This is a genomic window from Neorhizobium sp. NPDC001467 (assembly GCF_050275975.1).
In the GTDB taxonomy this organism is placed as follows: Bacteria; Pseudomonadota; Alphaproteobacteria; order Rhizobiales; family Rhizobiaceae; genus Neorhizobium.
Map to the genome: position 1 here is coordinate 294882 of NZ_JBNNPS010000004.1, position 24609 is coordinate 319490.

Sequence of the window (24609 nt, forward strand, 5' to 3'; positions counted from 1 at the left end):
CCGATGAAAAAACTCCTGAAACACCGCGAACTTCTTCTGGTCGGCATCATCGCCATCATGGTGGCCGGTTTTGCCACGCGTGCGCCAGGTTTTGCCACGCCCGGAAACCTCGCCAACATCTTTAACGACACCTCGATCCTGATCATTCTGGCGCTGGGCCAGATGACGGTGATCCTGACGAAATCGATCGATCTGTCGGTTGCCGCCAATCTCGCTTTCACCGGCATGGCGGTAGCGATGCTGGATGCGGCCTATCCCGGCCTGCCGCTGGCGCTGCTGGTGGTGCTGGCGATCGGCATCGGTGCGGCGCTTGGCGCCATCAATGGTTATCTCGTCTGGGCCCTGCAGATCCCGCCAATCGTCGTGACGCTCGGCACGCTCACCATTTATCGCGGCATGGCTTTCGTTCTCTCTGGCGGTGCCTGGGTCAATTCGCATCAGATGACTCCCGGTTTTCTCAATTTTCCGCGTGTCTCGGTGCTCGGCATGCCGCTTCTGTCATGGGTCGCCATTGTCATCGTAGTGCTGATGTGGGGACTGTTGACCCGCACGCCGTTCGGACGTGCCGCCTATGCCTCCGGCGGCAACCCGACGGCGGCGGTTTATGCCGGCATCGATATCGGCAAGACGCGGTTTTTCGCCTTCGTGCTGTCTGGAGCCTTAGCGGGTCTTGCCGGGTATCTCTGGGTGTCGCGTTATGCGGTGGCTTATGTCGATGTCGCGGCCGGTTTCGAGCTTGATACGGTGGCGGCGAGCGTCATCGGCGGCATTTCGATTGCCGGCGGGATCGGCTCGGTGGCAGGCGCCGTGCTCGGCGCGCTGTTCCTCGGTGTCATCAAGAATGCGCTCCCGGTGATCGGTATCTCTCCGTTTGCGCAGATGGCGATTTCCGGCATCGTCATCGTGCTGGCCGTCGTCTTCAATGCCCGTGCCGAACGCCGGGCCGGACGCATCATCCTGCGCGATCGCGGCGCCAAGGAGGTTTCCACATGAGCGACGTGATCATCGAAAACCGGAGTGAAGAGCAGAGCGCGCGGCAAAAAATTCCCGATCGTCTCGGCACGCCGGTCAGCCGCCTGCTCGGCAGCTGGGAAGTATTGCTGTTCGGAGTAGCGGTCGCGATCTTCATCGCCAACTCGTTTGCCTCGCCTTACTTCCTCAATGCGTGGAACCTGTCGGACGCGACGTTCAATTTCACCGAAAAGGCGATGATCGCCTTTGCCATGGCCATGCTGGTGATTGCCGGTGAGATCGATCTTTCTGTCGCCGCCATCATCGCACTTGCCTCCACCGCCATGGGGGCGGCGGCGCAGATGGGCATCGGCACGCCGGGGATGGTGGCGATCGGCATCGGTGTCGGGCTTGCCTGCGGTGCCATCAACGGCACGCTGGTCTCTATGCTGAAACTGCCGTCCATCGTCGTCACCATCGGCACGATGAGCCTGTTTCGCGGCATTTCCTATATCGTGCTGGGCGATCAGGCCTATGGCAAATACCCGGCCGATTTCGCCTTTTTCGGGCAGGGTTACGTCATTTGGGTGTTCTCGTTCGAATTCGTGCTGTTCATCGTGATGGCTGTCATCTTCGGCGTTTTGCTGCACGCCACCAATTTCGGCCGCCAGATCTTTGTCATCGGCAATAATGAATTTGCGGCGCGCTTTTCCGGCATTCCTGTCGAGCGCATCAAGTTCAAGCTGTTTCTGCTGACCGGGCTTATGTCCGGCATCGCTGCCGTCTGCCTCACTTCGCGGCTTGGCTCGACGCGGCCCTCGATCGCGCAAGGATGGGAGCTGGAGGTTGTCACCATGGTCGTTCTCGGCGGCGTCTCCATTCTTGGCGGGGCGGGCACCATTGCCGGTGTCGTGATCGCTGCCTTCGTCATGGGCCTCGTCACCTTCGGTCTTGGCCTTCTCAATGTGCCGGGCATCGTCATGTCGATCTTCGTCGGTCTTCTTTTGATCATCACCATTGCGCTGCCCATCGTGGCACGGCGCATCAGGCATATGAGCGGCAAATGATTTTGGAAAAACACGCTTTCAAGATGAAGCTTCATCCGGGCATGGAAGCCGAATACCGCAAGCGCCATGACGAGATCTGGCCGGAACTGAGCGCACTTCTGCATGAAGCCGGCGTGCGCGATTATTCCATCCATCTCGATCGTGAGACCAATACGCTGTTCGGCGTGCTTTCCCGCCCGGTCGATCATTCCATGGCAAGCCTGCCGGACCATCCGGTGATGAAACGCTGGTGGGCGCATATGGCGGATATCATGGAGAGCAATGCCGATCATTCGCCGGTCCAGAGCGATCTCGTCACCATGTTTCATTTGCCATGAGCATCGTGGAGCGCATTGCCGTCCTCGATATCGGCAAGACCAACGTGAAAGTGGTGATCATCGATGCCGTGTCGGGCATGGAGATCGCGGCCGTGCGGATGGCGAACCACGTGCTCGCCGGTCCGCCCTATCCGCACTACGATGTGGAGGGGATCTGGTCCTTCGTGCTCGATGCGCTGGCGCAGTTCGCGCTATCGCCGGGATATGATGCGATTTCCATCGCCACCCACGGCGCCTGCGCCGCCCTTCTCGACAGCCAGGGTCGGTTGGCGCTGCCTGTGCTCGATTACGAGCACGAATATCCGCAACAGGTCCGCGATGCCTATGCCGCTATCCGTCCGAATTTTGCGCAAACGGCATCGCCGTTTTTGCCGGGAGGGCTCAATCTTGGCGCGCAACTGCATTACCAGAAGGCGATGTTTCCGGCCGATTTCGCCCGCGTCGCCACCATTGTCACCTATCCGCAATACTGGGCCTTTCGCCTGACGGGCGTTGCTGCTAACGAGGCGACGTCGCTGGGCTGCCACACGGATCTGTGGAAACCGGCCAGCGCGGACCATTCCGACCTCGTTGCAGAACTCGGCCTTTCTGATGTCATGGCGCCGGTGCGATCTGCTTTTGACAGGCTAGGCACTCTTCTGCCGGAGATCGCCCAGCGCATCGGCACGACACGGCCGGTTTCGGTGTTTTGCGGCATTCACGATTCCAACGCCTCGCTGCTTCCACATCTCTTGCGTCGCGACAGTCCGTTTGCCGTCGTTTCCACCGGCACCTGGGTCGTCAGTTTTGCGGTCGGGGGCAATCTTGCCGGGCTTGATCCTGCTCGCGATACGCTGGCCAATGTGGATGCGTTCGGCCGCGCCGTTCCCTCGTCGCGCTTCATGGGCGGGCGCGAGTTCGAACTGCTGACATCCGGCTGGCCGCAACCAGCGGACGAGGATGTCGCCGCTGCCGTCGACGCCATGCTCGCGACTGGGCGAATGCTGTTGCCTGCGGTGGTGCAGGGGTCGGGTCCCTTCGCCCGTCACAAGGCTCAATTCATTGGCGACGAACCTCGTACAGCCGCCGAAATGCATGCGCTCGCATCGATCTACATCGCGCTGATGACGGAGACTTGCCTGTCGCTTCTTGATGCGCGCGGCGATACCATCGTCGAGGGTCCTTTGGCCGGCAACGCATCCTATCTGCGCCTGCTTGCCGGCCTAACCGGCCGCAATGTGCTGGCCGTGTCCGGCTCGACGGGAACCGGGTCCGGGGCCGCCCTTCTCGCCGGTGTGCCGCCGGCGCCTGTAGCAGGGCGACAGATAGAGCCCGGAGCGATTGCGCCGGTGGCAGCGCTGCGTCGTCAGTGGCGTCAGCGCCTCGAAATGATGCCTTCCTGAACCGCAACATGCGCCGCACTTTGCCATGTGGACGGGGGATGGACGCTGGTCTTTGACAGCGCCGGCCGCTCCGCAAGGATGTGGCGGCGATCGCGGGCTCCTCTCCCGTCCGTCAACGGCGATCGGGCGGTTTCCGTCGATCGGAACGAAGAAGCCATAGTGCCTCGTATTCCAATTCCGGTCGTTCAGCCGTGTCGGCCGGCCATGGCCATGATTTTCTGGCGCAGCATGCGGGCGACGTTGCGGGTGTTGCGGTAGAAATGCAACTGGCTGGCGGCTTGGCGCATGTCACGGTCGGCATTGGATCGAAGGCCGATCAGCACGGTGCCCATGTCCTCACGCTCCCCCCAGAACCGGCTCATGATCGGGTGGTCCGGCACGGCGCAGCTATCGGTGCGCATGATGTTGGCATCGTCGAGATGCCAGTCGGTCAGCTTCATCATCAAAAGCTTGCCGGGCGAGAAACGGGCATATTGCTCGTCATAGGCCGTCTTCCAGGTATAGGCTTCGCCGGCCATGACGAAGACGACAAGGCTGGCGATCGCGCGGCCATCGATGTCGATCGTGTGTATACGGACGGCATCGGCCTCGGAAAGATTGCTGATCGCCTCGCGCGCAAAGGCGGCGCGGTAACGGTCGTTTATGAGCGCCGTACGTTTGCGGCCCTTCCACCCCTTGGCTTCCAACGCCAGGAATTCCTCCGTGCGCCGGCGGATTTCCGCCGGCTGGCGGGCAACGTTATAGGAGATGGCGCCGTCCTGCTCCAGAAGCCGCCACTGGCGGCGCATGTCGCGCAGGTGCGCCGCCGTCATCGCCTGCTTCAGATAAGCATCGCCGTCGAGATAGCTTTCCAGCATCGGGCGCTGGTATTGGCCGGTGACGGTCACCGGCAATTCGCGGCTGATCGCCACGGCGCGCAGCAACTGCGCGAAGCGGCCATTGAGACGCAGGTCGGGTAGAACCAGCACCGAGGGCAGTTTCGCCTGACGGGATCCGAGCGCCTCGAGCAGATTGTCGATGGTCTCGGCGGCGTCCTCGGCATCGAGCAGGGGGGTTCCGAGCGGGCCGAACGGATTGGCCCAGACGCGGATGATCGGCGGGCCCATGGAAAAGCCGGGCTTTTCCACCGAATAGGGCATCAGCAGGCGCATGCGGCTGCGGCCCTCGCGGTCATCGCGGATCAGGGCCAGACGCACATCACGATCTTCCACGCGCGGCATGGCGGGGGCCAGAAGTCGGCCCGAGAAGAAGATGTTGGGCTCCATCACCCGGTTGGACAGGAAATCAAGCTCCTCCTGCAGATCGTAGCCGAGCGCTGCCGGATAGATCGCAAGATGACGGCCCGGGCGCCCCACCTCAACCGTCAGCGCCGCGTCGGGCCGCTCGCTCATCGCACGGGCTCGTGTGTCCGCCGTCGGCTGATAGACATCACTGCTGATGGGTGGCGGCGTCATGGTCGGCCTTTCGCAAGGGTATTGGCAGGGCGCGGATCGGCAAAGGCAAACAGCACGATGCCAAGCACACGGCGCACGGCGAGATGCAGAAGCACGGCTTCGACCATCATCGCCCCTGCCGTCGCCGATGCCGCACCAATCAATCCGAAATGCGGTATGAGCGTGACGTTGAGACCGATATTGGCCGCAAGCGTCACGGCGTAGAGCCCGACACAGAGCTTCTGACGCCCCGCCATGCTCAGCAGCACTTCACCGGGACCAACGCAAGCCTTGGCGAGGATGCCTGCAAACAGGATCACCATCAGGATGTAACCCGAGGTGAAGGCGGAGCCGAACAGTCCCAGCAGAACCTCGCCGAGCGCCAGGACACAAAGGCCGACCGCCAAGGCAGGCCAGAATGCCCAGCGCACCGTTTGTCCGGCAAAGACGGCCAGCGTTTCGTTGTCTCCTTCGGCCATGATGGCCGAAAAGCGCGGCGCCGCAGCGGCCTTGACGGAGAAGTAGACGAATTGCACCAGTGCGATCGTCTTGGCCGCGGCGTAATAGACGCCGACCTGATCCGGCGGCATATAGAGGCCGACAACGACAACGTCGGAATTGGTAAGCAGAAAGCCGATCCCATCGACGAGAAACACCGGCAGGGAGAATTTCATCCATGGCCGCAGGCTGAAGCCCAGCGCGCCGCGGCCGTAATTTTTTCTAAGTCTCAACGTGATCCGGATGAACTGCGCAAGCGTCGTGACATAGGTGGCCGCCAGCGCCGCCGTCATCGCGGTCACGGCGGTTCTCGGTTCGCCGATCCAGACCGCCAGAAGCATGAAGATAAGGATCAGCACCGGCCGGATGATATAGGTCGGGGACAGGGCCGCGACGGTCCAGCCATGGGCGCGGGCCGTGCCGTCGAGCACATCGCCGAGCGCGATCATCGGCAGGGTAAATAGCGCGAGAAAAAGCGGCACAAGCCAGTATTCGGCAATCCTTTCGCCGGCAACATGGAGCAGCACGAAACCAAGGGCGGCGACAAGGCTTGCCGAAACCATGGCAAGGACGCGCACGGTCCAGGTCAGGCCGCGCACCATTCGGTGGTCGTCCTGCGCGCGATGGACCGGCAGGAAACGGATGACGGCGGTGTGCAGACCAAGGCAGGAGAGATTGCCGAACACCACGACCAGAACCCAGACGAAGGCGAATATGCCATATTCGAATTCGCCCATCAGCCGCGCCTGAACGATCTGGGCGATGAAGGCGATACCGGCGCTGACGACGCGGATGAAGAAGGCAACGAGCGCCACGCGTTGCGAGCGGGCCGTTTCGTCGGTTGCGGTCAGCACGGATTGCAGCCGCAGCAGGACCGGGGAGGCCCGCCGGCGCAAGGCATGCGGCAGCTGACGCTCCGCAAACTGGATGGCCGTCAACAGGGACACGCAATACTCGCAATGACGAAGATATACAGTCGCACAGAGTGTCAGGTCACGGTTAAAAAACTGTTTCCATTAGCAAGGTCTGCTAAGCGGAAATTCTGAACTCCCCCGTTTTTCATCCCATAAAAAATGCCGCCCGGAGGCGGCATTTTTCGAACCTTTCAACTCGCTCAGGCGCTTTCGAAGGCGCCGTGGCAATGCTTGTATTTCTTGCCCGAACCACAGGGGCAGTTCTCATTGCGGCCGACCTTGCCCCAGGTGGACGGATCTTCCGGGCGACGGTCCTGCGGTGCGGCCACGAAATCCTGGCCGTCGCGGTTGGCAGCCTCATCCCAGCCCGTCGAGGCGTCGATATGGTGTTCGCCGAACACCTCGGGCGCCTGCGGCGGTTCCGGGTTCTGCACCAGTTCGACGCGCATCATCTGCGCGGTGACGGCTTCGCGGAGATTGGCAAGCAGCGCCTGGAAGAGTTCGAAGGCCTCGGCCTTGTATTCCTGCAGCGGATCACGCTGTGCGTAACCGCGGAAACCGACGACGGAGCGCAGGTGATCGAGATTGACGATATGTTCGCGCCACAGGTGGTCGAGCGTCTGCAAAGTAACCGAACGCTGGACATAGGTCATGATGTCGGCGCCGAAACGCTCGGTGCGTTCCGCATTGGCCTTGTTGGCCGCCTCGGTGATGCGCTCGCGCAGATCGTCTTCGCCGATGCCTTCTTCCTGCGCCCATTCAACGATCGGCAGTTCGAGGTTGAGCAGACGGGCGACCTCGGCCTGCAGGCCGGCGGCATCCCACTGTTCGGCATAGGCGCGCTCGGGGATATGCTTGCCGACCAGCGCGTCGATGACGTCCTGGCGCATGTCGTCGACGATCTCGGTCAGATCCTCGGCGTCCATGACTTCGAGGCGCTGTTCGAAGATCACCTTGCGCTGGTCGTTGGTGACGTCGTCGTATTTCAGAAGGTTTTTACGGATGTCGAAGTTGCGAGCTTCGACCTTCTTCTGGGCACGTTCCAGAGCCTTGTTGATCCACGGATGGACGATGGCTTCGCCTTCCTTGAGACCCAGTTTCTGCAGCATGCCGTCCATACGGTCGGAGCCGAAGATGCGCATCAGGTCGTCCTGAAGCGACAGGTAGAATTTCGAGCGGCCCGGGTCACCCTGACGGCCGGAACGGCCGCGCAGCTGGTTGTCGATACGGCGGCTTTCGTGGCGTTCCGACGCGATCACGTAGAGACCGCCGGCTTCGAGCGCCTTGGCCTTCAGCTGCTTGATCTCGGCGCGGATGGCCGCTTCCCTGGCTTCGCGTTCCGCCGGGTCCTCGATGCCTTCAAGCTCGCGCTCGAGACGCATGTCGACATTGCCGCCGAGCTGGATGTCGGTACCGCGGCCGGCCATGTTGGTGGCGATCGTGACGGCGCCGGGAACGCCCGCCTGCGAAACGATATAGGCTTCCTGCTCGTGATAACGGGCGTTCAGGACCTGGAAGTTTTCAAAGCCGTCATTGCGCAGCATGGTGGCGAGCAGTTCGGACTTTTCGATCGAGGTCGTGCCGACGAGAACCGGCTGGCCGCGCTTGTGGGCCTCCTGTATCTCCTTGATGATCGCCCTGAACTTCTCCTCGCCGGTGCGATAGACCTCGTCGTCCTCGTCAATGCGCTGGATCGGCAGGTTGGTCGGCACTTCCACGACTTCGAGATTGTAGATATTGCCGAACTCTTCCGCTTCGGTCGACGCCGTACCGGTCATGCCGGCAAGCTTCGTGTACATGCGGAAATAGTTCTGGAAGGTGATCGAGGAGAGCGTTTGGTTCTCCGGCTGGATCTGTACCTTTTCCTTGGCTTCGAGCGCCTGGTGCTGGCCTTCGGAGAAACGGCGACCCGGCATCATGCGGCCGGTGAACTCGTCGATGATGACGATCTCGCCGTTGCGGACAATATAGTCCTTGTCGCGGGTGAAGAGCTTGTGGGCCTTCAGCGCGTTGTTGATGTGGTGAACGATCGCGACATTCTCGACGTCGTAAAGCGATTCACCCTTCAACAGGCCGGCCTGGCGCAGCAGGTTTTCCAGCTTCTCGGTACCGTCCTCGGAGAAGTTCGCGGAACGCTGCTTCTCGTCGATCTCGTAATCTTCGGCGGAGAGCATCGGAATGAAGGCATCGATCGTGTTGTAGAGGTCGGAACGGTCGTCGAGCGGGCCGGAGATGATCAGCGGCGTGCGGGCTTCGTCGACCAGGATCGAGTCGACTTCGTCGACGATCGCAAAATTGTGGCCGCGCTGAACCATCTGGCCGCGCTCGAATTTCATGTTGTCGCGCAGATAATCGAAGCCGAGTTCGTTATTGGTCGCGTAGGTGATGTCGCAGGCATAGGCCTCGCGGCGCTGTTCGTCGTCGAGACCATGAACGATGACGCCGGTCGAAAGGCCAAGGAAGCTGTAAAGGCGCGCCATGGTGGCGGCGTCGCGGCTGGCAAGGTAGTCGTTGACGGTAACGACGTGCACGCCCTTGCCGGACAGCGCATTGAGATAGACGGGCAGGGTGCCGACAAGCGTCTTGCCTTCACCGGTCTTCATTTCGGCAATGTCGCCATCGTGAAGGATCATGCCGCCGGTCAGCTGGACATCGAACGGGCGCATGCCAAGAACGCGGCGCGATGCTTCGCGAAGCACCGCAAAAGCCGGAGCGAGGATGTCGTCCAGTGTCTTGCCGTCGGCCAGCATCTGCCGGAATTCGACAGTCTTGGCAGCCAGTTGTTCGTCGGTCAGGGCCTTCGTGGTTTCCTCAAGGGCTGCAATCGCCTGGATGCGGGAGCTGTAGGAGCGAACGCGGCGTTCGTTTGCCGAGCCGAACAGTTTGCGGGCGATGCCGCCGAAGCTGACCATCCGAATGGTCCTTTCTCAATCATGTCCCATGGTTGCGGACCGTTCGATTGCAAGGCCTTGTCGACCCGACAAATTGCTCCGCCACGCCCGAAACTCTTCTGGACGCGAAGTTGCGTGACAGATAAGAGGGGGGCCGAATGATGTCAACGGTTCCGGCCGATACAGAATGGCCACAATCCGGTGTTTTTGAAGGTTCCCGGCCGGGATCCAGACAGGTAGATACCGGTGCTTAATCCGAAAGGTTCCCCTATGTTGCGCCACAAGCTTCTTGCAGCCACTGCCCTCGTCGCCGCGATCTCGTTTTCCTCCGCCACGTTCGCGCAGGAAGACGCCGTCGTCGCCAAGGTCGATGGTGTCGAGATCCACAAGTCCGACCTCGACATGGCTGCCTCCAGCCTTGGCCCGCAGTACCAGCAGCTTCCCGACGATCAGAAGCAGGCTGCCGCGCTTTCGCAGGTCATCGACGTGAAACTCCTGGCCAAGAACGCTACCGCCGCCGGCCTCGACAAGACGGAAGACTTCAAGAAGCGTCTGGCCTTCCTGCAGGAACGCGAACTGCACAATGCGTATCTGCGCAAGGAAGTCTTCGACGCCGTCAAGGATGAAGAAGTCAAGGCCCGTTACGAGAAGGAAATCGCTTCGCTTCCCAAGGAAGAAGAAGTGCATGCCCGTCATATCCTCGTAAAGACCGAGGAAGAGGCCAAGGACATCATCAAGCAGCTCGACGAGGGCAAGGACTTCATCGAACTGGCGAAGGCCAAGTCGGAAGATTCGAGCAAGTCCGATGGTGGTGACCTCGGTTACTTCACCAAGGGCCGCATGGTTCCTGAGTTCGAAGAAGCTGCTTTCACCCTCGAAAAGGGCGCCTACACCAAGACCCCGGTGAAGTCGCAGTTCGGCTTCCACGTCATCAAGGTGGAAGACAAGCGCGAAGCCGCTCCGCCGGCATTCGAGCAGGTCGAGCCGCAGGTTCGCCAGCTCGTGATGCAGGAAAAGTATTCGGCACTCCTCGAAAAGGCCAAGGCAGAGCAGAAGGTGGAGATCACCGACGAAGCCTTGAAGAAGGCTTACGAGGACGCCACCAAGGAACAGCAGCAGCAGTAAGTCTGTATCTGTCGCCGGGGCCCGCTTTTGCGGGCCTTTCCATGTCCAGGATTTGAAGACCCAGGGTTGAAGACCATGTCCGCCACCATTTCGCCGCTCGCCCCGACCTCCTATCCCGACATGCCGCCGCTGCGCGGTCTGCGCATGGCGACCGCAAGTGCGGGCATCAAGTACAAGGGACGGACCGACGTGCTGATGATGGTGTTTGACAAGCCGGCGGCGGTGGCGGGCGTGTTCACCAAGTCCAAATGTCCGTCGGCTCCGGTCGATTTCTGCCGTGCGAACCTATCGCATGGCGTCGCTCGCGCCGTGGTCGTCAATTCCGGCAATGCCAATGCCTTTACCGGCATGAAGGGGCGGGCCGCAACGACGCTAACCGCAAAATCCGCGGCCGAAGCCGTCGGCTGCGGGGAGAACGAGGTCTATCTGGCCTCCACAGGCGTCATCGGCGAACCGCTCGATGCCACGAAGTTTGCAGGCGTTTTGGGTGACATGAACAGCACCGCGACGGGCGATTTCTGGCTCGAAGCGGCCAAGGCTATCATGACGACCGATACCTATCCGAAGGTCGCGACCCGTACTGCCGAGATCGGTGGCGTGACGGTGACGATCAACGGTATCGCCAAGGGCGCCGGCATGATCGCGCCCGACATGGCGACCATGCTGTCCTTCGTCGTGACCGACGCCGATATTGCCGCGCCGGTTCTGCAGAGCCTGCTTTCCGCCGGTGTGGAACCGAGCTTCAATTCGATGACGGTCGACAGCGATACCTCCACCTCGGACACGCTGATGCTGTTTGCGACCGGCGCTGCGGCCAGGGACGGACAGACGCAGATCGTCGATGCTGAGGATCCGGCGCTTGCTTCGTTTCGCGACGCGCTGAACGCGCTCCTCAAGGACCTTGCGATCCAGGTGGCCCGCGATGGCGAAGGCGCCACCAAAATGCTGGAAATTACCGTAACCGGCGCTGAGAGTGACGCGGCCGCAAAGACGATCGCGCTGTCGATCGCCAACTCGCCACTGGTCAAGACCGCCGCTGCCGGCGAAGACGCCAACTGGGGTCGTATCGTCATGGCCGTCGGCAAGGCGGGAGAAGCCGCCGATCGCGACAAGCTGGCCATCTGGTTCGGCGACGTACGCGTTGCCGTCAACGGCGAACGCGATCCCGGCTATTCGGAGGAGGCAGCTTCCAACGTGATGAAGGAAAAGGACATCCCGGTGCGCGTCGATCTCGGTCTCGGATCGGGCAAGGCGACGGTCTGGACCTGCGACCTCACCAAGGAATATGTCGCCATCAACGGCGATTACCGGAGCTGATCTGTCGATGCTGGCGAATTCTCCCCATGGCGATCTGCCGATGGTGCGTCGTCTGGAAGCCGTAGGCTTCCGGGCGTGGCCGGCAGCCTCCGTGGTCTATGACGGCAGCTGGCAGGTGCGCCTGACCGGCGGGCATCCGTCGAAACGGCTCAACTGCGTGGTGCCGCTCGATCCGTCCGATTACCACGATGCCAATATCCGGCTGGAAAAGGCCCGCAAGAAGTTTGCCCATTACGGACGGCAGCTGGTCATTCGCGAAACACCGCTTTCGCCGCGTCCGCTGATCGACCGGCTGGACGAAAATGGCTGGACCTGTATCGAAACCGTGTCGGTGATGACGGCGGATCTCGCCGCGATCGATTTTTCCGAAACGCTGGCGCATCTGCCGACCCACGATATCGGTCGCTTCATCGATGCCAGCCTTGCCGTGCACAAGGCGGATCCGGCCATCAAGCCGGCCATGGCCGAAATCCTGAGCGCCATCAAACCGGCGACCGGGTTGTTCCTGATGGAAAATCCAGGCGAGAGACCGGCTGCGGTGGTGATCTGCGTCCAGGACAACGACCTTGCCGGCATTCAGGATCTCGCCGTCGCAGAGGAGCGCCGCGGACAAGGGCTTGGCACCGAAATCCTCGCTGCCGCGCTGCGTTGGGCCCGCATCAGCGGCGCGCGTATGGCCTGGCTGCAGGTCGGCGAAACCAATGCTGCGGCGATCGCCCTTTACCGGCGTTTCGGGTTTCGTGAAGCCTATCAATATCATTACTGGCGCAAGGACGAGACGGCGTGAACGGGACCGGGACCGGACGCAATATCCTGCTGGTGGCTGCGTGCGCGCTCGTTGATGCCGATGGCCGCATTCTCCTGGCGCAGCGCCCGCAAGGCAAATCGCTGGCGGGGCTATGGGAATTTCCCGGCGGCAAGGTGGAGCCGGGCGAGACACCGGAAGAAACCCTGGTGCGCGAGCTTGACGAGGAACTGGGCATCGCTACCAGGGTGGCATGCCTTGCACCGCTCACCTTCGCGAGCCACAGCTACGAGACCTTCCACCTACTGATGCCGCTTTATGTCTGCCGTCGTTACGAGGGAATCCCGAGCGGGCGCGAGGGACAGGCTATAAAATGGGTGCGGCCGCAGGCATTGCGCGACTATCCCATGCCGCCGGCCGATGAGCCGCTGATCCCGTTCCTGCAGGATCTTTTGTAACAATCCACAGTTCATTTGCGCCTGAGCGATCGCCGCGCGACTAAGACAACGGCGTTAACAGATCCTTTAACCGATCATGCGAAGTTTACGCTCGGGCGGGCAAGCAACTGCGTGTGTGAGGTTTTAATACGATGGACGACGAACTCTGGAAGACTGTGCGCACCCGGCCGCGGCCGACGTACCGGTCCGGCCGGACTGGCGCCCTTAATGTTGCACTTCTGTTCGGTACGGCCGCGATCGCCCTGTCGCTGATCGTGACGCCGATGCTGGCCAAGCGCGGCGATCAGGATCGGATGGCGCATGTCCAGCAGGATTTCGACATGATCTCGACTGGTTCAATTCAGCGCGATACTGATAACACAAAAGCAAAGAATAGGCATTACACAATACGCAGAAGCGTTCTGCAAGAAATGCCGGGTTCGGTCTGTATCGTGCAGGGCTATAATTCAGAAACCGGTTGCTGAGGGCCCATAATGCGATTGATCCGCGCCTTTCTGTGCGACGAAAGTGGTGCAACTGCTATCGAATATGCCCTGATCGGCGGATTGATCTCGATTGCCGTCATTTCCGGCGCCAGTGCCCTGGGCAACGGCGTCGGCAACCTGTTCGGCTATGTTACGAACGAGTACACCAACGCCACGCGATAGGCTCACCCGGGCCTGCCCTTCAACGCATCCGCCAGCCTGACCGTTGCCGAACCTGGCTTCAGCGGTTTCGGCTGGTTTTCGTGCGGCGCCCATCCGGACACGTAGATCATCGCAAAAGTCGCCCGGATGCGCCCGTCCGGGTCAGCGTAGCGTTGGGCATAGATCTCTGCCGCCCGCATCAGGAACGCCCGGTTGAGCGGCCTGCGGGCGCGGCCGGCCAGCGGGTTGGTCATGCCGGTGGCACGCAGATCGCGGATCAGGTCGAAGATCGACTCGTAGCGGACCGTATAGGTTTCGGCGTCGGCGACGGGCAGGGCAAAGCCGGCGCGCTGGAGAAGCGCGCCGATATCGCGCACATCGGGGAAGGGGATCACGCGGGGACTGGCGCCGCCCAACAGTTCCGCCTCTGTGGTCAGAAGAACGTCACGCAATTCGGCCAGGGTGCCGGCGCCGGGAATGGCGGCCAGAAACAGGCCGTCCGGCTTCAAGGCGCGGCGGATGCGCACCAGCATGCCGGGCGTGTCGTTGGTCAGGTGGAGCGCCAGTGGCGACAGCACGAGATTGGTCGATTGCGGCGCCAGCGGCACGTCTTCCAGCGCCGCCGTCACGAATTCCTGTTCGCCCGCGCCGGCAAAGACGGCACCGGTCTCGACGCGGGTGAGATGCTCGATCTTGCCGGTTCCAAGGCCTAGACGCGCGGCAATGCCGGTGGCCCCATGCAACTCGACGGCCTGTTCGAACCGGCGCTCGACCACGTCCAGCCGCTCGGCCAATTCTCGGCCGGCCAGTTCCAGCAGGAAATCTGCCCCGGGCAACGGTTTCGTTGCCGCGCGTTCACGGCGGGCGGCGACCAGGTCGAGATCGAAGAGAATTTCCATCATGCACTCCGGATGCGGGATCACGCCAATATGGTGATCGCATCGCCATCCCCCAAGAATCCCTGATCGCAAAGGCGGCGGCAAGGGGATAATGTCAAGGCCGGAACGAAAGACATGCGGCTGGTGACGGTAGCAGTTGGCCTGAAGGCGTCCGGCTGCCGGGCTTCCGGACGTAGGTCGCCGGTGGGGGAGAAGGGCATGCACGAGGAAGCCGAAGCGCCGGTTCGCAACGTGGGTATTGCCCGTAGGCTTGCACCTGTGATGCAGGGTGTCACCGGCATTTTGCGCAGGATGGCCGATGTTGTCTATCCGCCGGTCTGTGCCGCATGCGGCGCGCTGACGGCGCGGCATGGCGCGCTTTGTCCTTCCTGCTGGCAGTCGGTGCATTTCATCGAGCACCCCTTTTGCGATGTGCTTGGCATTCCCTTTGCCTTCAACCATGAAACCGGGATCGATAGCGAGGGCGGTCGGCTGGTCTCGGCCAAGGCCATCGCCGAGCCGCCGCGCTACGACCGGCTGCGAGCCGTCGCGATCCATGACGGCGTGGCCCGCAAGCTTGTGCACGGGCTGAAATACCGGGATCGCACCGAGCTTGCGATCATGATGGCTTCATGGATGCAGCGGGCCGGTGGCGACCATCTGCTGCGATGTGACGGGATCGTGCCGGTGCCGCTGCACTGGACGCGGTTTGCGTCGCGAAAATTCAACCAGTCGGCGGAGCTTGCGCGTCATCTGTCGCGGCTTTGTGATCGACCGCTGCTGGCCTCGACGCTGAAACGCGTGAAACGCACCAGTCGCCAAGTGGGGTTGTCGGCCAAGGGACGAAAGGACAATGTCCGCGCCGCCTTTGCCATCGTTCCCGGCCACGAGAGCGACGTGTTCGGCAAGCGGCTGGTGCTGGTCGATGATGTTCACACGACCGGCGCCACCGTCTCGGCCGCGAGCGCTCTCCTCAAGCGCGCCGGCGCCACGGAGGTGACGGTTTTGACCTTTGCACTGGCGATTTCAGCTCCTATATGACAGGAGAAAGACGAGCTGGCCGATTGGCCCTCATGGTGCCGCCGGGAGCATCGATCCCTGAGGATTTTCATGAGGGTCCACAAAGTGCCCCATGGAGATACGAATGGCTGATATCATCCTCTATACCCGCGACGGCTGCGGCTACTGTGCGCGGGCAAAATCCCTGCTGGACGCCAAGGGCGCCGACTATGTCGAGCACAATGCCAGCCGCACGCCTGCGGCGCGGGCCGAGATGATCGCCAGGTCGAATGGCGGCACGACCTTCCCGCAGATCTTCATCAACGGCCAGCATATCGGCGGCTGCGACGACCTGCACGCGCTGGATCGCGCCGGCAAGCTCGATCCACTGCTTGCGGCATGAACCACTGACACGATTTGCGACGAGCAGGACCCACGACCATGGTTTTCAAGGCTGCTGCCATTCAGATGTGCTCCGGTGTCGATCCGGTGAAAAACGCGCAGGATATGGCAAGGCTCGTGCGTGAAGCCGCCGCCAAGGGCGCGGTCTACGTGCAGACACCGGAAATGACAGGTGCCGTGCAGAAGGATCGCGCCGGCCTGCGCGCCGTGCTGAAGGACGAGGATGGCGACGTCATCGTTTCGACGGCCGTGCAGTTGGCAAGAGAACTGGGCATTCACGTGCATGTCGGTTCCACCGCAATAGCGCTCGAGGATGACAGGATTGCCAATCGCGGCTTTCTGTTCGGCCCCGACGGTTCGCGGGTTTGCACCTATGACAAGATCCACATGTTCGATGTCGATCTCGACAACGGCGAGAGCTGGCGCGAAAGTGCCGTCTACCGGCCGGGCGAGGTAGCGCGGGTCGCCACGCTGCCATTTGCAAAACTCGGTTTCGCCATCTGCTACGACGTGCGTTTCCCGCAGCTGTTTCGAACCGAGGCGCTTGCCGGCGCAGACGTGCTGACCGTTCCTGCCGCCTTTACCCGCCAGACCGGTGAGGCGCATTGGGACATTCTCCTGCGTGCCCGCGCCATCGAGAACGGCGCCTTCCTGATCGCTGCCGCACAGGCGGGCGTTCATGAGGATGGCCGCGAGACGTTCGGCCATTCGATGATCGTCGATCCCTGGGGCCGCGTGCTTGCCGCCGCCGGTGGCGTTGGCGAGGCGGTCGTGATGGCCGATATCGACGTGGCCGAGGTTCCGGCTGCGCGCGCAAAAATTCCGAATTTGAAAAACGCCCGCGACTTTTCACTCGATACGGTTGCGCCGGCACGCTCCGGCGAGGTTCTGGCTTGATCAAATATTCGCTCAGCTGCGACAGCGCACACAGTTTCGAAGGCTGGTTTTCGCAAGGCGCGGATTTCGAAAAGCAGCGTGCGGACGGACTTCTGAACTGTCCCGTCTGCGGTTCCGCGACAATTTCCAAGAGCCTGATGGCGCCCTCGGTCTCGACCGCCCGGGCAAGGGAAAAACGTCACGGGGTGGCGATGGACGCGGCGCGGGCGCAAGCCATGGCGAAACTGAAGGCGGCCGTCGCCGAGATCAGGGCCAACGCAGAGGATGTCGGCGAGCGCTTTCCCGAAGAAGCGCGAAAGATCCATTACGGCGAGGCGGATGCGCGCGGCATCATCGGACAGGCCAGTTTTGGCGAGGTGCGTGAATTGCTGGACGAGGGAATCGAGATCGCGCCGATTCCCGTCATTCCCGACGACGCCAACTGAGATGGCGAACACGCGAAAAGACTGGCCATTTACAATTTCGGTCTTTTCGTTGGCCCTTACGACAGTCCCGAAGTCGAAGGTTTTCGCGTTCGCGAGCCTGTGAAGTTTGCCGCCGCCGAAAGCGCGGAAGGATTTGTCGGACGTTCCGGTTATGATGGCGAACCCGGGCCGGAAGGCTGGGGCAGGCAGGTGTTTCCGCGATTTATCGAGGGGAGCGGGTTTGCAACGGCACCATCCAGCCTGTCGCTCTGGACAGATATCGAAAGCCTGATGGCGTTTTCCTATTCCGGTGTGCATGCTGATGCCCTGAGACATGCGCGCAACTGGCAGCTTCCCCGACGCTGGCCGGCGCTGGTTCTGTGGTGGAAGGAACACCGGCCGGACTGGCTCGAAGCGGTTTTTCGCTTCGAGCAGTTGCACGACCACGGGCCGGGGCCGTCGGCTTTTCAATTCAAAGAACCATACGGGGCTGACGGGCAGAGATTGGTCCTCGACCGCGAGCGTATCCGCAGGCTGTCAGAGGTGAGTGCCGAAAGGCATGAGGACCTGCTGGCTGCCGTGCGTGGTATAGGAGTGTAGCGCGGGTTTGGGGCAGGGGGATGAACGCAGGCGGTTTTAATTTTGCTCTGGTTCACGATCCAGTTCGAGTGAAAAGCCGTTATCTTCGGGAAATGGAATTCTATCGTAATCCCGTGCGCCGTGCAGGATATGGAGGATTTCGATCCGGTCCTCGCCGACCTCATAAAAGATCAGATATTTCCCGGATCGGCGCCTGCGTATTCTCGCCGTTGGTGCGCGAGGCGTTCGAAAGCGAATGGCCCGTTTGCGAGATCGATCGCCTTTTCTTCAAGGTCGGTTACGAAGCTTGCTGCCCGCTGCGGGTTTGATGCTGCGATATATTCACCAATCGCTACGAGGTCTTCGATTGCCTCGAGTGCGAAGATGATTGTCATTGTTCTTACGCCTTGATGCCAAGTCGTGAACGCACTTCCGCAAAAGCCTCATCGATCGGCCGGAAACGTCCCGCCTCTATGTCGTCGATACCCTTTTGTATTGCCGCGTCGAGCTTTTCCCGCGCCAACTCGGTGTCCTGACGGTTCCGGATCAGGTCTCGCACAAGGTCCTCGGGTGAGGCCGCAGCACCACGCCGTACTTCCTTCAGAAGGAAATCTTCCCTCTCCGGTTCAAGCGTCACGGTAATCGTGGCCATCTGCGACATTGGCGGTTCCTCAAACAAGCCTATGCTCGTAAGCGTCCTTCCTGTCATAGCAGACTTTACCCCGCCGGGGATCATCCCTTTTAAGGGGCGGCCTATTACCCCGGACGCCGTGCCAGCAGCATGTAGTTCACGTCCATGTCGGCCGACAGGTTCCATCGGTCCTGGAGAAGATTGTAGAAGACGCCGGTGCGTTGGATGATGTCGAGGCCTTCGGCGGTCAGGGGCTTTTCCACTTCTTCCGGACGGACCAGCTTTTCATACTGGTGCGTGCCGCGCGGCAGCCAGCGCAGCACGTTTTCGGCGGCGAAGATGGCAAGCGCGCGCGCCTTGAGCGTACGGTTGATGGTGGCAACGAACATCAGGCCGCCGGGCTTGACCATCGAGGCGCAGGTGCGCAGGAAGAAATCCACGTCGGCGACGTGCTCGACCACTTCCATATTGAGGACGACGTCGAAACGCTCGCCTGCCTCGGCCAACTGTTCGGCCGTAACGGCGCGGTAATCCACCTCCACCCCGGTCTGCCGCGCATGCGTGGAGGCGATGCCGATATTCTTTTCCGACGGATCGGCGCCGACGACGATCGCCCCCATGCGCGCCATCGGTTCCGACAACAGGCCGCCGCCGCAGCCGATATCGAGGATGCGCAGCCCCTCGAGCGGCTTATGGGCGTGCGGATCGCGGCCGAAATGGGCGCAGACCTGATCGCGAATATAGGCGAGTCGCACCGGATTGAACTTGTGCAGCGGCCGGAACTTGCCGGTCGGGCTCCACCATTCCGCCGCCATTTTCGAAAACCATTCGACCTGACTCGGATCGACGGTGGTTTTTGTGGCATCACTCATGGTGTCATTCCTTTTGCTCGGCCGCATTTGGGCCGCCTGTCCGGCCACTGAAGTCGGCCGATCGGCAAACGAAGTCAAGTGGTCGGGCAGCCGATATGCCCGCAGCTGTCAGGGTTGTCCGGCGCGCAGTGGTGATGCTGTCGTCTTGCCGCTGGGCAGAGCGGCCGGACGGCGAAGCATGCGTTGCCCTCCGCGGCCGCGCCTTCTTCGTGTGTCGACGGCGTTTCCGGCCCTGGGCGGGAAATGCTGACGAAATTCTGGACTTAACATCAGCTAAACGCCGCATTCATGCCCGGTTCACGGGCAAACTGGAACTATCGGGAGGTCTTCGGCATTGTTCGCGGCATTTCTGCGGACGTGGCGACCCCTGGTCCGGACGACTGAGGTATCAGGCAATGTTCTTCAAGGAGGAACGCGTGAAAAAGTTTATTCTGGCTGCGGCCGCGACAAGCGCGCTGATGGCTGCGCCTTCGCTGGCGGAAGCTGCCGTGCGCGGCGTGGCGACCGCCAATGTCAACATGCGCTCGGGCCCGAGCACCGGCTATCCGGCCGTCACCGTCGTGCCGGTCGGCGCGCCGATCACCGTGCATGGCTGCATGAGCAACGTCAACTGGTGCGACGTCTCGTTCGTTGGCGGTCGCGGCTGGGTCTCAGGCAGCTATATCAGCACGACCTATCGCCAGAACCGCGTTTATGTCGAGCCGGACTACTACCGGTCGCTCGGCATTCCGACGGTCACCTTCGAGGTCGACAACTATTGGGGTCGCTACTACCGCGATCGCGATTTCTACCGTGATCGCGATCGCTGGGATCGTCGCCCGCCACCGCCGCCGCCGCGTTGGACCCGCGACGACCGTCGCGGCCCGCCGCCCGGCTGGGATCGCGATGACCGCCGTGGCCCGCCTCCGGGCTGGGACCGAGGCAATGATCGCGGCAACTGGGATCGCGACAGGGATCGGGACCGCGACCGTGGCGACTGGAACCGTGGTAATGACGATCGCCGCGGCCCGCCACAGGGCTGGACCGGCGGCAATGATGATCGTCGCGGCCCGCCGCCGGGTGCCGATCGCAGAGACGACCGCCGTGGTCCGCCGCCAGGCGCAGGCCGCGGCGACGATCGCCCGGCACCGCAGGGTCGTGAGCGCGGTGGCCCGACGTTGCTGCCGCTTGATCCGTCGGATCCGAACAACTGACCACGCAAGTCGCGCCAACCAGCCTTGCGCTGGTGTGAAACGGGATATATCGGCCCTCGGGCTGGACAGAATAGGGGCTGCCTTCGCGGGCGGCCCTTTCCCGTTGCCGGTGCGGGTTGGGGCCAGGTCGCTTGCGGAAACGTCTTTTTGCGGACGGCGGCGCAATTCCGCGGCTCAACCGTACCGCTTTGGCAGGATGCGGCCATTGCACCGCATTCCGCTTTTCGCTATGAGACGCCGCAACTTCGGGCTTTTCCGGCATGGGCAAGTCCGTTCGACAGGAGACGCGTCCGCCGGCCGATGCCATATGGGGCGCGAACGAGTGGTATTGGTCTCAAAATGGCGCGCATTGTCATGAAATTCGGCGGCACGTCCGTCGCCAACCTCGAACGCATCCACAATGTCGCCCGCCATGTGAAACGTGAAGTCGATGCCGGCCACGAGGTCGCGGTCGTCGTGTCGGCCATGTCCGGCAAGACCAACGAACTGGTTGGCTGGGTCGAAGACATGCCGAAGGTGGCCGGCGCCACCTCGCCCTTCTACGACGCGCGCGAATACGATGCGATCGTTGCCTCCGGCGAACAGGTGACCTCGGGCATTCTGGCCATTGCGCTGCAGTCGATGGGCATCAACGCCCGCTCCTGGCAGGGCTGGCAGATCCCGATCCGCACCGACAGCGCCCATGGCGCGGCCCGTATCGAAGAGATCGACGGCGCCGAGATCATCAAGCGCATGGGCGAAGGTCAGGTAGCGGTGGTCGCCGGTTTCCAGGGGCTCGGCCCCGACAATCGCATCGCCACGCTCGGCCGCGGCGGTTCCGATACATCGGCCGTGGCGATTGCCGCTGCCGTCAAGGCCGACCGCTGCGACATCTATACCGACGTCGATGGCGTCTACACGACCGATCCGCGCATCGTGCCGGCGGCGCGCCGGATGAAAAAGGTGTCGTTCGAGGAAATGCTCGAAATGGCATCGCTCGGCTCCAAGGTCCTGCAGGTCCGCTCGGTCGAGCTTGCCATGGTCCACAAGGTCCGCACCTTCGTTCGCTCCAGTTTCGAGGATCCCGATGCACCGGGCATGGGTGACTTTCTCAATCCGCCCGGTACGTTAATTTGCGCAGAGGAAGAAATCGTGGAACAGGAAGTCGTTACCGGCATCGCCTATGCCAAGGATGAGGCGCAGATCTCGCTGCGCCGGCTCGCCGACCGTCCGGGCGTTTCGGCGGCGATCTTTGGCCCATTGGCCGAAGCCCATATCAATGTCGACATGATCGTGCAGAACATTTCAGAAGACGGTTCGCGCACCGATATGACCTTCACCGTGCCGTCCGGCGACGTCGACAAGGCGATGAAGGTGCTGAACGACAACAAGGATGCGATCGGCTTCGACGTCGTGCAGACCGAATCAGGCCTGTCCAAGGTGTCGGTCATCGGCATCGGCATGCGCAGCCATGCTGGCGTCGCCGCCACCGCCTTCAAGGCACTTGCCGCAAAAAGCATCAACATCAAGGCCATCACCACGTCGGAAATCAAGATTTCCATCCTGATCGACGGTGCATATTCCGAACTTGCAGTTCGTACTTTGCATTCCGCTTACGGTCTCGATAAGAATTGATCGTGAACCGGTTCGCCGCGCCTGACATGTGAGGCGCGGCCGCTTCCGGAGGTGGGGTACCTGTTTTCGGGAGCAAGCATGCCGACGCGAGATCTATCGGCAGGTCCGCGGGTTCTGTTGAAGCGCCTGCGTGAGTTGATGGCGGAACCGCTCGAGCCGCAGGAAAGGCTCGACCGCATCGTCCGCCAGATTGCCAGCAATGTGGTGGCGGAGGTCTGCTCCGTCTATGTGCTGCGCTCGGATGGCGTGCTGGAGCTTTATGCCACCGAAGGCCTCAACAAGGACGCGGTGCACCTTGCCCAGCTGAAAATGGGCCAGGGTCTGGTCGGCACGATCGCCGCCTCCGCGCAGCCTCTCAACCTCTCCGACGCACAGTCGCATCCGGCGTTCCGCTACCTGCCGGAAACCGGCGAAGAGATCTACCATTCCTTTCTCGGCGTTCCGATTTTGCGGGCCGGCCGCACTTTGGGCGTTCTCGTCGTGCAGAACAAGGCGCAGCGCAACTACCGCGAAGACGAGGTGGAAGCGCTCGAGACGACTGCAATGGTAATCGCAGAAATGATCGCGACCGGAGAACTGAAGAAGATTACGGCCCCCGGTCTCGAACTCGATCTGACCCGCGCGGTGTCGATCGATGGCGACGGCTATAACGAGGGCATCGGGCTTGGCCATGTGGTCCTGCACGAGCCACGCATCGTCGTCACCAACCTGCTCAACGAGGATGCCGACAAGGAAATCACCCGTCTGGTCGAGGCGATCGGATCGCTCAGGCTGTCGATCGACGACATGCTGCAGCGCCGCGACGTTTCCCAGGAGGGCGAACATCGCGAGGTGCTGGAGGCGTTTCGCATGTTCGCCCACGACCAGGGCTGGGTGCGGCGCATGGAAGAGGCGATCCGCAACGGCCTGACCGCCGAAGCCGCCGTCGAAAAGGTGCAGAGCGACACCAAGGCGCGGATGATGCGCCTGACCGATCCGTATCTGCGCGAGCGCATGCATGATTTCGACGATCTCGCCAACCGGTTGCTGCGCCAGCTGACCGGCTTTGCCGGACGCGATTTCGAGGCGGGCTTTCCCAACGATGCCATCGTTCTGGCACGCGCCATGGGGGCGGCGGAACTGCTCGATTATCCGCGCCAGAGCCTGCGCGGTCTGGTGCTGGAAGACGGTGCGGTGACCAGCCACGTGGTGATCGTGGCGCGCGCCATGGGCATTCCGGTCGTCGGCCAGGCGGCCGGCATCGTGGCGCTTGCCGAAAATGGCGATGCCGTTATCATCGACGGCGATGACGGGCAGGTGCATCTGCGCCCGATGGTGGACCTGCAAAAGGCCTATGCGGAAAAGGTAAAACTGCGCGCCAGGCGGCAGGAGCAGTTCCGGGCGCTGCGCTCGGTGGAGCCGGTAACGCGCGACGGCCAGCGTATCGGCCTGCAGATGAATGCCGGGCTGATGGTCGACTTGCCGCAACTGGCCGAATCCGGCGCGGACGGCATCGGCCTCTTCCGCACCGAATTGCAGTTCATGATCGCTTCCAATATGCCCAAGCTCGAGGAGCAGGAAGCCTTCTACCGCGCCGTGCTGAAACAGTCCGCCGGGCGGCAGGTGACCTTTCGCACGCTCGATATCGGCGGCGACAAGGTGGTGCCGTATTTTCGCGCCCATGAGGAAGAAAACCCGGCTCTGGGCTGGCGTGCCATCCGCCTGTCGCTTGACCGTCCGGGCCTTTTGCGCACCCAGCTTCGCGCCTTGCTCAGGGCATCGGCCGGTTCCGAACTGAAGATGATGGTGCCCATGGTGACGGAAGTCGCCGAGATCCATGCGGTGCGCGAATTGATCCTCAAGGAAGTGCAGCATCTTTCGAAGCATGGCCACGCGCTGCCGAAAAAGCTGCAGTTCGGCGCCATGCTGGAAGTGCCATCGCTGATGTGGCAGCTCGACGAACTGATGGCGGCGGTGGATTTCGTTTCGGTCGGTTCCAACGATCTGTTCCAGTACACGATGGCGGTGGATCGCGGCAATTCGCGGGTGTCCGACCGTTTCGACAATCTGGGAAAGCCGTTCCTGCGGGTCCTGCGCGATATCGTGCGGGCGGGGACGCGCAACAATACGCCGGTGACCCTGTGCGGCGAGATGGCCGGACGGCCGCTGTCGGCCATGGCGCTGATCGGGCTCGGCTTCCGCTCGGTCTCGATGTCGCCGACGGCGATCGGGCCAGTGAAGGCGATGCTTCTTGGGCTCGATGCCGGCAAGCTTTCCGATGCGCTCAACGCCGCCCTTGACGACCATTCGTTGTCGGGCGAAACGACGCGCCAGATCCTGCTGCGGTTTGCGACGGAACATAACATTCCCGTTTGACCCACGCTGGGCCTTGAATGGCGGCTATTGGCCGGGGTAAACGCTCTCTCGACGTCATCCT

The 24609-nt window shown here is 62.0% G+C and carries 24 protein-coding genes and 1 pseudogene; 18 read left to right on the top strand and 7 right to left on the bottom strand.

The annotated features are described in order from the left end of the window. The first annotated feature begins 3 nt into the window (after positions 1-3). From ACQKKX_RS11725 to ACQKKX_RS11740, 4 genes are read left to right on the top strand one after another with little or no spacing between them, the layout of a single operon-like run. On the top strand, positions 4-993 hold the full coding sequence (locus tag ACQKKX_RS11725; RefSeq protein WP_427570861.1) for an ABC transporter permease: 990 nt from the start codon (positions 4-6) through the stop codon (positions 991-993). After that, complete coding sequence (locus tag ACQKKX_RS11730) at positions 990-2018, top strand: ABC transporter permease (RefSeq protein WP_427570862.1); 1029 nt, start codon at positions 990-992, stop codon at positions 2016-2018. Before ACQKKX_RS11725 ends, ACQKKX_RS11730 begins: the two co-directional genes overlap by 4 nt. Further along, the gene (gene rhaM, locus ACQKKX_RS11735; protein WP_427570863.1) at positions 2015-2335 is read left to right on the top strand and encodes an L-rhamnose mutarotase; all 321 of its coding nucleotides are present in this window, start codon (positions 2015-2017) and stop codon (positions 2333-2335) included. The genes ACQKKX_RS11730 and rhaM overlap by 4 nt, the downstream gene beginning before the upstream one ends. Next, complete coding sequence (locus tag ACQKKX_RS11740; RefSeq protein WP_427570864.1) at positions 2332-3717, top strand: FGGY-family carbohydrate kinase; 1386 nt, start codon at positions 2332-2334, stop codon at positions 3715-3717. The genes rhaM and ACQKKX_RS11740 overlap by 4 nt, the downstream gene beginning before the upstream one ends. Before the next feature lie 185 nt (positions 3718-3902). Here the strand turns inward: ACQKKX_RS11740 and ACQKKX_RS11745 are convergent, their stop codons facing one another. The 3 genes from ACQKKX_RS11745 to secA form a co-directional block, all read right to left on the bottom strand. Beyond that, the gene (locus ACQKKX_RS11745) at positions 3903-5171 is read right to left on the bottom strand and encodes a GNAT family N-acetyltransferase (protein WP_427570865.1); all 1269 of its coding nucleotides are present in this window, start codon (positions 5169-5171) and stop codon (positions 3903-3905) included. Next, positions 5168-6586, bottom strand: a complete 1419-nt coding sequence (locus tag ACQKKX_RS11750) for a lipopolysaccharide biosynthesis protein (RefSeq protein WP_427570907.1) — start codon at positions 6584-6586, stop codon at positions 5168-5170. Before ACQKKX_RS11750 ends, ACQKKX_RS11745 begins: the two co-directional genes overlap by 4 nt. A 176-nt stretch (positions 6587-6762) precedes the next feature. After that, positions 6763-9474 carry a preprotein translocase subunit SecA gene (gene secA, locus ACQKKX_RS11755; RefSeq protein ID WP_427570866.1) on the bottom strand — a complete coding sequence of 904 codons (2712 nt, stop codon included), beginning with the start codon at positions 9472-9474 and terminating at the stop codon, positions 6763-6765. A 249-nt stretch (positions 9475-9723) separates the two neighbouring features. Between secA and ACQKKX_RS11760 the strand changes: the two genes are divergently transcribed. The 6 genes from ACQKKX_RS11760 to ACQKKX_RS11785 all read left to right on the top strand — a co-directional run bounded on the left by ACQKKX_RS11760 (position 9724) and on the right by ACQKKX_RS11785 (position 13745). Continuing rightward, on the top strand, positions 9724-10578 hold the full coding sequence (locus ACQKKX_RS11760) for a peptidylprolyl isomerase (RefSeq protein WP_427570867.1): 855 nt from the start codon (positions 9724-9726) through the stop codon (positions 10576-10578). A 75-nt stretch (positions 10579-10653) separates the two neighbouring features. Continuing rightward, positions 10654-11895 carry a bifunctional glutamate N-acetyltransferase/amino-acid acetyltransferase ArgJ gene (argJ, locus tag ACQKKX_RS11765; protein ID WP_427570868.1) on the top strand — a complete coding sequence of 414 codons (1242 nt, stop codon included), beginning with the start codon at positions 10654-10656 and terminating at the stop codon, positions 11893-11895. A 7-nt stretch (positions 11896-11902) separates the two neighbouring features. Then, entirely contained in the window at positions 11903-12682 is a 780-nt protein-coding gene (locus ACQKKX_RS11770) for a GNAT family N-acetyltransferase (RefSeq protein WP_427570869.1), read from the top strand. Continuing rightward, on the top strand, positions 12679-13098 hold the full coding sequence (gene mutT, locus ACQKKX_RS11775; RefSeq protein WP_427570870.1) for an 8-oxo-dGTP diphosphatase MutT: 420 nt from the start codon (positions 12679-12681) through the stop codon (positions 13096-13098). The genes ACQKKX_RS11770 and mutT overlap by 4 nt, the downstream gene beginning before the upstream one ends. A 131-nt stretch (positions 13099-13229) precedes the next feature. Continuing rightward, positions 13230-13562 (top strand): hypothetical protein, encoded by a 333-nt coding sequence (locus ACQKKX_RS11780; protein ID WP_427570871.1) that lies wholly within the window; start codon positions 13230-13232, stop codon positions 13560-13562. Positions 13563-13571: 9 nt separating this feature from the next. Next, positions 13572-13745, top strand: a complete 174-nt coding sequence (locus tag ACQKKX_RS11785) for a Flp family type IVb pilin (RefSeq protein ID WP_427570872.1) — start codon at positions 13572-13574, stop codon at positions 13743-13745. A gap of 2 nt (positions 13746-13747) precedes the next feature. On the opposite strand, the gene ACQKKX_RS11790 is transcribed toward ACQKKX_RS11785, so the two are convergent. Beyond that, the gene (locus ACQKKX_RS11790; protein ID WP_427570908.1) at positions 13748-14623 is read right to left on the bottom strand and encodes a methyltransferase domain-containing protein; all 876 of its coding nucleotides are present in this window, start codon (positions 14621-14623) and stop codon (positions 13748-13750) included. Positions 14624-14884: 261 nt separating this feature from the next. Between ACQKKX_RS11790 and ACQKKX_RS11795 the strand changes: the two genes are divergently transcribed. The 5 genes from ACQKKX_RS11795 (at position 14885) to ACQKKX_RS11815 (ending at position 17904) form a co-directional block, all read left to right on the top strand. Beyond that, a complete protein-coding gene (locus ACQKKX_RS11795; protein WP_427570909.1) occupies positions 14885-15643 on the top strand; it encodes a ComF family protein in 759 nt (252 codons plus the stop codon). A gap of 103 nt (positions 15644-15746) precedes the next feature. Beyond that, positions 15747-16004, top strand: coding sequence for a glutaredoxin 3 (grxC, locus tag ACQKKX_RS11800; protein ID WP_427570873.1), 258 nt, complete (start codon positions 15747-15749; stop codon positions 16002-16004). A gap of 38 nt (positions 16005-16042) precedes the next feature. Continuing rightward, on the top strand, positions 16043-16900 hold the full coding sequence (locus tag ACQKKX_RS11805) for a carbon-nitrogen hydrolase family protein (RefSeq protein WP_427570874.1): 858 nt from the start codon (positions 16043-16045) through the stop codon (positions 16898-16900). Continuing rightward, entirely contained in the window at positions 16897-17325 is a 429-nt protein-coding gene (locus ACQKKX_RS11810) for a DUF1178 family protein (protein WP_427570875.1), read from the top strand. Before ACQKKX_RS11805 ends, ACQKKX_RS11810 begins: the two co-directional genes overlap by 4 nt. A gap of 27 nt (positions 17326-17352) precedes the next feature. After that, positions 17353-17904, top strand: a complete 552-nt coding sequence (locus ACQKKX_RS11815) for a DUF3291 domain-containing protein (RefSeq protein WP_427570910.1) — start codon at positions 17353-17355, stop codon at positions 17902-17904. Positions 17905-17940: 36 nt separating this feature from the next. On the opposite strand, the pseudogene ACQKKX_RS11820 reads toward ACQKKX_RS11815, so the two are convergent. The 3 genes and pseudogenes from ACQKKX_RS11820 to ubiG form a co-directional block, all read right to left on the bottom strand. After that, a pseudogene (locus ACQKKX_RS11820) lies at positions 17941-18278 on the bottom strand (type II toxin-antitoxin system RelE/ParE family toxin). A 5-nt stretch (positions 18279-18283) separates the two neighbouring features. Continuing rightward, positions 18284-18544: a ribbon-helix-helix domain-containing protein gene (locus ACQKKX_RS11825; protein WP_427570876.1), complete on the bottom strand. Its 261-nt coding sequence runs from the start codon at positions 18542-18544 to the stop codon at positions 18284-18286. Positions 18545-18639: 95 nt separating this feature from the next. Beyond that, positions 18640-19386: a bifunctional 2-polyprenyl-6-hydroxyphenol methylase/3-demethylubiquinol 3-O-methyltransferase UbiG gene (gene ubiG / locus ACQKKX_RS11830; RefSeq protein WP_427570877.1), complete on the bottom strand. Its 747-nt coding sequence runs from the start codon at positions 19384-19386 to the stop codon at positions 18640-18642. Positions 19387-19802: 416 nt separating this feature from the next. On the opposite strand from ubiG, the gene ACQKKX_RS11835 reads away from it, so the two are divergent. The 3 genes from ACQKKX_RS11835 (at position 19803) to ptsP (ending at position 24548) form a co-directional block, all read left to right on the top strand. Beyond that, a complete protein-coding gene (locus ACQKKX_RS11835; protein ID WP_427570878.1) occupies positions 19803-20579 on the top strand; it encodes an SH3 domain-containing protein in 777 nt (258 codons plus the stop codon). 339 nt (positions 20580-20918) lie between these two features. Next, entirely contained in the window at positions 20919-22193 is a 1275-nt protein-coding gene (locus ACQKKX_RS11840; protein WP_427570879.1) for an aspartate kinase, read from the top strand. A gap of 78 nt (positions 22194-22271) precedes the next feature. Next, a complete protein-coding gene (gene ptsP / locus ACQKKX_RS11845) occupies positions 22272-24548 on the top strand; it encodes a phosphoenolpyruvate--protein phosphotransferase (RefSeq protein WP_427570880.1) in 2277 nt (758 codons plus the stop codon). Positions 24549-24609 lie beyond the last annotated feature (61 nt).